The organism is Sphaerochaeta sp. S2 (assembly GCF_016406725.1).
Lineage (GTDB): Bacteria > Spirochaetota > Spirochaetia > Sphaerochaetales > Sphaerochaetaceae > Sphaerochaeta.
Window position 1 is genome coordinate 1 of record NZ_JAEKNT010000529.1, and the last position, 6728, is coordinate 6728.

A 6728-nucleotide genomic window follows, 5' to 3' on the forward strand; every position below is an offset into this window, starting at 1 on the left:
ACCATAGTCTGTAAGGAGTAACGATATGGCCAGAACGATACCATTTGATCCAGTAAAATTGAGGGAGCCACTCACTATTGAAACACCCTCGATTCCTGTTAATCAGTACAAGAGCAACATTAAGAAAGAGCTTAAGCAATACGGAAAAGAACGTCTGATCCGTGCTTACTATGACATGCTCTTGATTAGAAAATTTGAAACCATGTTGGACACCATCAAGAAAGAGGGTGTGTATCAGGGGATTTCCTACAACCACCGTGGACCAGCCCACCTCTCATCCGGTCAGGAAAGTGCTGCTGTCGGGCAGGCAATGGTACTCGACCCGGAGGATCAGATCTTTGGTTCACACCGTAGCCATGGTGAGATTCTCGCCAAGAGCATGAGTGCAATCTATAAGATGGAGGACAAGGAACTGCTTGCCATCATGGAGTCATTCATGGATGGGGGGACCTACAAGATTGTAGAGAAGCACTTCCCCGGGGAGAATGTCCGTGACCTTGCAGAGAACTTTGTACTGTACGGTGCATTGGCAGAAATTTATGCCAAGAAGCCTGGATTCTCTGCAGGCCTTGGTGGTTCAATGCATACCTTCTTCAAGCCATTTGGAAGCATGCCCAACAATGCAATTGTTGGAGGTTCCTGTACTATTGCAGTAGGTGCTTCCCTCTATAAGAAGATCAACCGCAAGAAGGGAATTGTCATCGCCAATATTGGTGATGGAGCGCTTGCACGTGGCCCTGTCTATGAAGGATTGGTACTATCCTCCATGGACCAGTACAAGACCCTCTGGGAAGACAACCCAGGGTATCCTCCCTTCATGCTGAACTGTTTTGACAACCTCTATGCCATGGGCGGTCAGCCTGTTGGGGAGACCATGGGCTACAAGGTTGCTGCAAGGGTTGCCTCTGCTATCAACGAGTATTCCATGCACACCGAACGTGTTGATGGATTCAATCCTCTTGCAGTGGCAGATGCCACAGCACGCAAGAAAGAAATCCTCCTCAAGGGAGAAGGTCCAGCGTTCATGGACACCATCACCTATCGTTACAGCGGCCATAGCCCCAGTGATGCAATGACCTACAGAACGAAGGAAGAGCTGGAAGCATTCCGTAACCAGGATCCAATCGTGGCCTACGGCAACTATCTCCTTGAAAACAAGGTTGTAAGCCAGGAGGAGCTTGATCAGTTTGATACGGTACTTGAAGAGAAGATGAGAAAGACGCTCGAGATTACCGTTGATCCGGTACTCAGTCCCATGGTTGATGAAAAATTCGTTGAGTCCGTAATGTTCTCCAATGGCAGTGTTGAGAAGTTGGATGATGGCGAACCGGTATTGCTGGAGAAACTTGAAGACAATGCAAGGGTGAAGCAGATTGCCCGCAGAAGTCGCTATGCTTACGACGAGAACGGCAAGGAACTGCCTGCTGCAAAGCAGTACCAGTATCGTGACGCTGTCTTCGAGGCAATGGCACATCGCTTCTCCATTGACCCGACGATGGTTGCTTATGGAGAGGACCATCGTGATTGGGGTGGGGCATTTGCCTGCTACCGCGGTCTCACCGAACTGCTTCCTCCTTCCCGTTTCTTCAACTCCCCGATCGCTGAATCAGCAATTGTTGGAAGTGGAGTAGGCTACGCAATGGCCGGTGGACGAGCAGTTGTTGAGTTGATGTACTGTGACTTCCTTGGTTGTGCAGGGGATGAGGTATTCAACCAGATGCCCAAATGGCAGGCTATGAGCGCCGGTGTCCTGAAGATGCCACTTGTGCTCCGTGTATCAGTTGGTAACAAGTATGGTGCACAGCACTCCCAGGAATGGACCAGCATGGTTGCTTCCGTCCCTGGATTGAAGGCAATGTATCCTGCAACACCGTATGATGTGAAAGGCATGCTCAACTACGCACTCCGTGGTACTGACCCTGTGGTATTCTTTGAGAGCCAGAAACTCTATGGAATTGGCGAGATGTTCGTGAAGGAAGGAGTTCCTGAGGGCTACTACGAAATTCCTGAAGGAGAACCGGTGATCAGGAGAGAAGGTAAGGATGTGACGCTTATTGCACTTGGACCTGCTCTCTATACTGCAACCAAGGCAGCAGAACAGCTTGCCGAGAAGGGGCTTGAGGCAGAGGTGATCGACCTGAGATGGATCAACCCACTCAAGTATGAGTTGTTGATCGAATCAGTGAAGAAGACAGGAAGAGCAGTCTTCGTGACCGACAGCTCTGAACGTGGCAGTTATCTGCACACCGTTAGCTCCAATCTAAGCAGGCTTGCCTTTGACTATCTCGATGCTCCGACAATTGTGGTCGGGTCAAAGAACTGGATCACACCGCCAGCAGAAATGGAGGAGTACTACTTTGCACAGGCGTACTCGGTACTGGATGCCATCCACGAACAGATTTTGCCGATTCCCGATTATGTCCCCCAGAGCAATTTCACTGACGGTGAGTTCTTCAGGACAAGCAGACTCGGCGTCTGATAAGGAAAGCCCATGGATTTGAAACAGCTTGAAAAAAGCATCAATGATAGAGATCTTGCTACTCGACTTACCTCGAGTAGTGAGATTGGTTCCCTGATTCAAGGCGGCTCTCTTAAGAGAACAGCGCTTGAAGAGGTGAACAATCATGTGCATACCACCTATTCATTCAGTCCTTATGAACCTTCTGCGGCAGCCTATGCTGCCTGGAAGGCAGGGCTGGGTATTGTAGGAAGTATCGACCATGACAGTATTGGTGCGGCTCTGGAGATGCTGGAAGCAGCTCAGAATATCGGGATCGCCAGTACGGTAGGGTTTGAGCTGAGAACAAGTTTTCTCGACACTCCGCTCGCAGATAGAAAGCTCAACAATCCGGACAGCATCGGAATAGCCTATATGTGCGTCCACGGGGTTCCCAAGCAACACATCTCGACTGTTGCCAAGTTCCTCCAGCCGGTTCAAAAAATACGTAACGAGAGGAATAAGGCTCAAGTCGAGGCTTTGCAGGCCTTGGTAGGGCAGTATGGCTTCGACCTTGATTTTGAAAGGGATGTTCTCCCTCTAAGCAGAGCTGACCAAGGTGGCTCTGTTACTGAACGGCATATTCTCTATGCTATGGCAAACCAGAGTATCTCCATGTTTGGAAAAGGGGAGAAGCTGGTCCATTTCCTCAAGAAGGACCTGGGCCTAACCCTTGCTGGAAAGGTGCAGGATTGGTTGTTGGACAAGGACAATCCCCACTATGCGTATGATCTCTTGGGAGTCTACAAGAGTACCTTCCTGCCTCGGTTCTTCATTCAACCTTCCAAGGAAGAGTGTCTGGATGTTCGTGAGGTGGTCTCTTTTGCCAACAGTATTGGTGCCATTGCAGCCTATGCCTATCTTGGGGATGTGGCTGAGAGCGTGACCGGGGATAAGAAGGCCGAGAAGTTTGAGGATGAGTTTTTGGAAAAGCTGTTGGACCTGTTGGTGGATATTGGTTTCCCTGCGGTTACCTATATGCCTCCACGCAATACAAAGGAGCAGATGCTTCGCTTGCAGAAGCTTGCCAGGGAGAGGAACCTGATGGAGATCAGTGGGGTCGATATAAACAGCAGCAGGCAGAGTATGAACTGTCCTGAGTTGTTGGAACCTACGGCCAGACATCTTGTTGATGCAGCTTGGGCGCTGGTAGCGCATGAGAAGCTCGCTTCCTGTGATGATAAGCTTGGTCTGTTTCATCCTGAAAATCCAATGGCGGGGTCTTCTCTCGAAGAGAAGTTGAAACATTACGCAGCACTAGGAAGAAAAATGAATGCCCATGACCCATATTCCCTCGTGCAGCAGTTCTAAGGAGAAGCAATGACTACGTTTACAGAACAGATTAACTTTGAGATTCCCCCAGTGCTTCGTGGATTGACCTTTGATGGTCAGAAGGGTTTGTTTATCCACCGTGTCACTGGTAAGAAGGTGGACCTTTCCTTGCCATCTCCAAAAGAGTTTGCCAGCATTGAAGAGGCTTCCGTGGCTTGGAAGAAGTTGCTCGATGCCTACACTTCAGAGAGAAAGGTATTTCCTTCTGTAATAGAAATTGCAGGAATGGACCTGCAGTACGGGCTCGGGACCAACTATGATGAGGCCTTCAGGGCTGAAGGGGTAAGCTTGCTCCCAACACTTCCTCCGACATTCAGTCGTGCAGATGTCGTTCGAGACAAGGTTGCCTTGGTCACCGGTGGTGCGCAGGGATTTGGGGAGGGCATGGTTCGCTCACTTGTTGAGCATGGAGCCTTTGTCTATATAGCTGACATGAATGCAGATGGGGCAAAAAAGCTCAGTGATGAGCTGAACTGGGAAGCCTGCATCACTGTTTCCAAACCGCTCACAGTCAATGTTACTGATGAGAAGAGTGTAGAGGCTATGATGAATCAGGTAGCTGAGGAGACTGGTGGATTGGATCTGTTTGTTTCCAATGCAGGTGTGCTTCGTGCCGGTTCTGTGAAGGTCATGGAGTTGAAGGATTTCCAGTTTGTCACCAACGTTGACTATACCGGATTCTTTATCTGCACAAAGTTTGCCTCCAGACTGATGGCCCTGCAGAATATTCCCAGTGCCTCGTATTTCACTGATATTATTGCCATTTCCAGTAAGTCCGGATTGGAAGGTTCCAATAAGAATGGCGCCTATGCAGGTGCAAAATTCGGGACCATCGGACTTACACAGAGTTTTGCTCTGGAGCTGGTTGAGGATAACATAAAGGTCAACGCAATCTGTCCGGGCAACTTCCTTGACGGTCCGCTTTGGTCGGACCCGAAGAGAGGGTTGTTTGTGCAGTACCTGGAAGCTGGAAAGGTTCCAGGGGCGAAAAGTGTTGCCGATGTAAGACGGTTCTATGAATCGAAGGTGCCGATGAATCGTGGATGTCGCACAGAGGACGTCATGAAGGCACTTCTCTACATAGTCGAACAGACCTACGAGACAGGTCAGGCGGTTCCCGTAACCGGTGGCCAGGTCATGCTTAATTAGGAGAATAGAAATGAAAACACGTGCTATCCGTCTGTATGGAGTGAATGATCTTCGCCTCGAAGAGTTTGAACTTCCCCAGATTGCAGAGGACGAAATCCTCGCAAAAGTGATAACCAATAGTATCTGCATGAGCGACCACAAGGCCGCTGAGCAGGGTGCAAGCCATAAGAGAGTCCCAAATGACGTCGACAAGAACCCTATCATGCTGGGTCATGAGTTCTGTGGAGAAATCGTTGAGGTAGGAAAGAAGTGGCAGGATAAGTTCAAGGTTGGTTCACGTTTCTCTATCCAGCCTGCTCTGAATTACCAGGGTACGCTTGATGCCCCTGGATATTCATTCCAGTACATTGGAGGGGACGCAACCTATGTCGTGATTCCTCATCAGGTAATGGAACTGGATTGCTTGCTTCCTTACGATGGGGAGGCCTTCTTCCTTGGAAGTCTTGCTGAACCTGTTTCCTGTGTCGTTGGTACTTTCCATGCAATGTACCACACAACTAATGGTTCGTATGAGCATAAGATGGGAATCGTCGAGGGTGGCAATATGGCAATTCTTGCCGGTGTCGGCCCTATGGGCCTCTCCGCCATCGACTATGCAGTACACAACCCTGATCGAAAGCCCGGTCGTCTGGTCGTTACCGACATAGATGATGCACGCCTCAAACGTGCGCAGGACCTGTACAGCGTTGAGGATGCCAAGCAGAACGGGGTTGAGCTGATCTACTTCAATACCAAGAACTACAGTGACCCGAATGCAACCTTGATGGAGTACACTGATGGAAAGGGCTACGATGATGTGCTGGTTATGGCTCCTGTAAGAATGCTGGTAGAGCAGGCCGATGCAATCCTCGCAAAGGATGGTTGTCTGAACTTCTTCGCAGGTCCAAATAAAACAGATTTCACTGCAAGCATGAACTTCTACAACGTGCACTACGCTTCCACTCACATTGTGGGTACCAGTGGTGGTAATACCGATGATATGAGAGAGTCGTTGCACCTGATGGAAAAGGGGTTGATCAACCCTGCAGCAATGGTAACCCATATCGGAGGGCTCTCAGCAGTTCCCGAGGCAGTGATAAACCTCCCAAATATCCCTGGTGGAAAGAAGATGATGTATACTCATCTTGACTTCCCCCTCACAGCACTGACCGACCTTGCTGAGCTGGGTAAGACCAATGAGGTGTTTGCTGAACTTGCAAAGCTGGTTGATAAGCACAATGGATTGTGGTCAGCTGAAGCAGAAGCCTACCTCTTGGAAAACTGCAAGAAACGAATCAAGGAGTAATTATGAAGAAGCATATCGCCATCGACTTAGGTGCTTCCAACGGCCGTGTTCTCGTCGGGGACCTCGGTGAGTTTGAAGTCGTACATCGGTTTGTCACCCAAAACGACCAGATACTGGGGGAGTTCTATTGGAACATCCAAAGCCTGTTTGCCGAGATAAAGGTGGGACTGAAGAAGGCTTTTGCCAAGTATGGAAGTGAAATATCCTCCATCGGCATTGACACCTGGGGCGTTGACTATGTGCTCACTGATGACAAAGGGGGCTTGGTCTCCCTTTGCTATCACTATCGTGACAGTAGAACTGACGGGTTGATCGAGCAGGTCTCGAAGCAGTTGGGTGGTAAGATGCGGATCTATGAGAGAACCGGGATTGCCTTCCAGCCCTTCAATACCCTCTATCAACTTGCTGCGATGAAACGTGATCGCCCTGAAGCCTTGAAGGCAGCATCTCATTACCTCTCGGTAC

Annotated in this window: 5 protein-coding genes; all 5 read left to right on the forward strand. The window is 49.5% G+C overall.

The window, feature by feature from the left end; all coding sequences use genetic code 11:
* The first annotated feature begins 25 nt into the window (after positions 1-25).
* The gene (locus JF818_RS15640) at positions 26-2479 is read left to right on the forward strand and encodes a thiamine pyrophosphate-dependent enzyme (protein ID WP_198892977.1); all 2454 of its coding nucleotides are present in this window, start codon (positions 26-28) and stop codon (positions 2477-2479) included.
* Between the two features lie 12 nt (positions 2480-2491).
* Positions 2492-3808, forward strand: a complete 1317-nt coding sequence (locus tag JF818_RS15645) for a PHP domain-containing protein (RefSeq protein WP_198892978.1) — start codon at positions 2492-2494, stop codon at positions 3806-3808.
* 9 nt (positions 3809-3817) lie between these two features.
* A complete protein-coding gene (locus JF818_RS15650; protein ID WP_198892979.1) occupies positions 3818-4978 on the forward strand; it encodes an SDR family NAD(P)-dependent oxidoreductase in 1161 nt (386 codons plus the stop codon).
* 10 nt (positions 4979-4988) lie between these two features.
* Positions 4989-6263, forward strand: coding sequence for a zinc-binding dehydrogenase (locus JF818_RS15655; RefSeq protein ID WP_198892980.1), 1275 nt, complete (start codon positions 4989-4991; stop codon positions 6261-6263).
* Between the two features lie 2 nt (positions 6264-6265).
* The coding region (locus JF818_RS15660; protein ID WP_255528465.1) for an FGGY family carbohydrate kinase at positions 6266-6728 on the forward strand (463 nt) is incomplete at its 3' end.

Coding starts and splice junctions, on each gene's coding strand:
- JF818_RS15640 (WP_198892977.1), top strand. CDS start 26: ATGGCCAGAACGATACCATTTGATCCAGTAAAATTGAGGGAGCCACTC.
- JF818_RS15645 (WP_198892978.1), top strand. CDS start 2,492: ATGGATTTGAAACAGCTTGAAAAAAGCATCAATGATAGAGATCTTGCT.
- JF818_RS15650 (WP_198892979.1), top strand. CDS start 3,818: ATGACTACGTTTACAGAACAGATTAACTTTGAGATTCCCCCAGTGCTT.
- JF818_RS15655 (WP_198892980.1), top strand. CDS start 4,989: ATGAAAACACGTGCTATCCGTCTGTATGGAGTGAATGATCTTCGCCTC.